The organism is Kitasatospora nipponensis (assembly GCF_039528135.1).
Taxonomy (GTDB): domain Bacteria; phylum Actinomycetota; class Actinomycetes; order Streptomycetales; family Streptomycetaceae; genus Kitasatospora; species Kitasatospora nipponensis.
The window spans coordinates 1-584 of the sequence record NZ_BAAALF010000935.1 but is presented as its reverse complement, the minus strand read 5'-3'; the positions used below and the strand labels follow the sequence as shown (position 1 = coordinate 584).

Below are 584 nucleotides of genomic sequence, written 5' to 3'. Positions count from 1 at the left end.
GCCGTCAACCCCGCACGCCTCAGATACCCGCGCGCCAGACCCACACCGGCCACATACAGATCACCCACCACACCAACCGGCACCGGCCGCAACCACTCGTCCAGCACATACACACGACCGTTGGCGATCGGCCCACCGATCGTGACCGCATCCCCCGGCGCCAGCGGCGCCGTCATCGTCGCGCACACCGTGGTCTCCGTCGGACCGTACGCGTTCACCATCCGCCGACCCGGCGCCCACTTCTCGACCAGCTCCGCACCCAGCGCCTCACCCGCCGACACCAGCGACGTCACCGACCCCAGGTCCCCAGCCCCGAGCACGCTCAACACCGCCGGCGGCAACGTCGCATGCGTCACCCCAAGACGCGCCACCAACTCCACCAACCCCGCCCCCGGCAACAACTCCCCACCAGGCGCCACCACCAACGCGGCACCCGACGTCAACGCCATCAACAACTCCGACGTCGCCGCATCGAACCCCACCGACGCGAACTGCAACACCCGACTACCCGGCACCACCGCGAACCGCTCCGCCTGCGCAGCCGCCAGGTTCACCGCACCCGCATGCGCCAACGCCACACCCTT

The 584-nt window shown here is 70.0% G+C and carries 1 protein-coding gene; it reads right to left on the bottom strand.

From position 1 onward, the window contains the following. A partial coding sequence (locus ABD323_RS44150; RefSeq protein ID WP_344447632.1) for an AMP-binding protein occupies window positions 1-584 on the bottom strand: 584 nt, incomplete at both ends.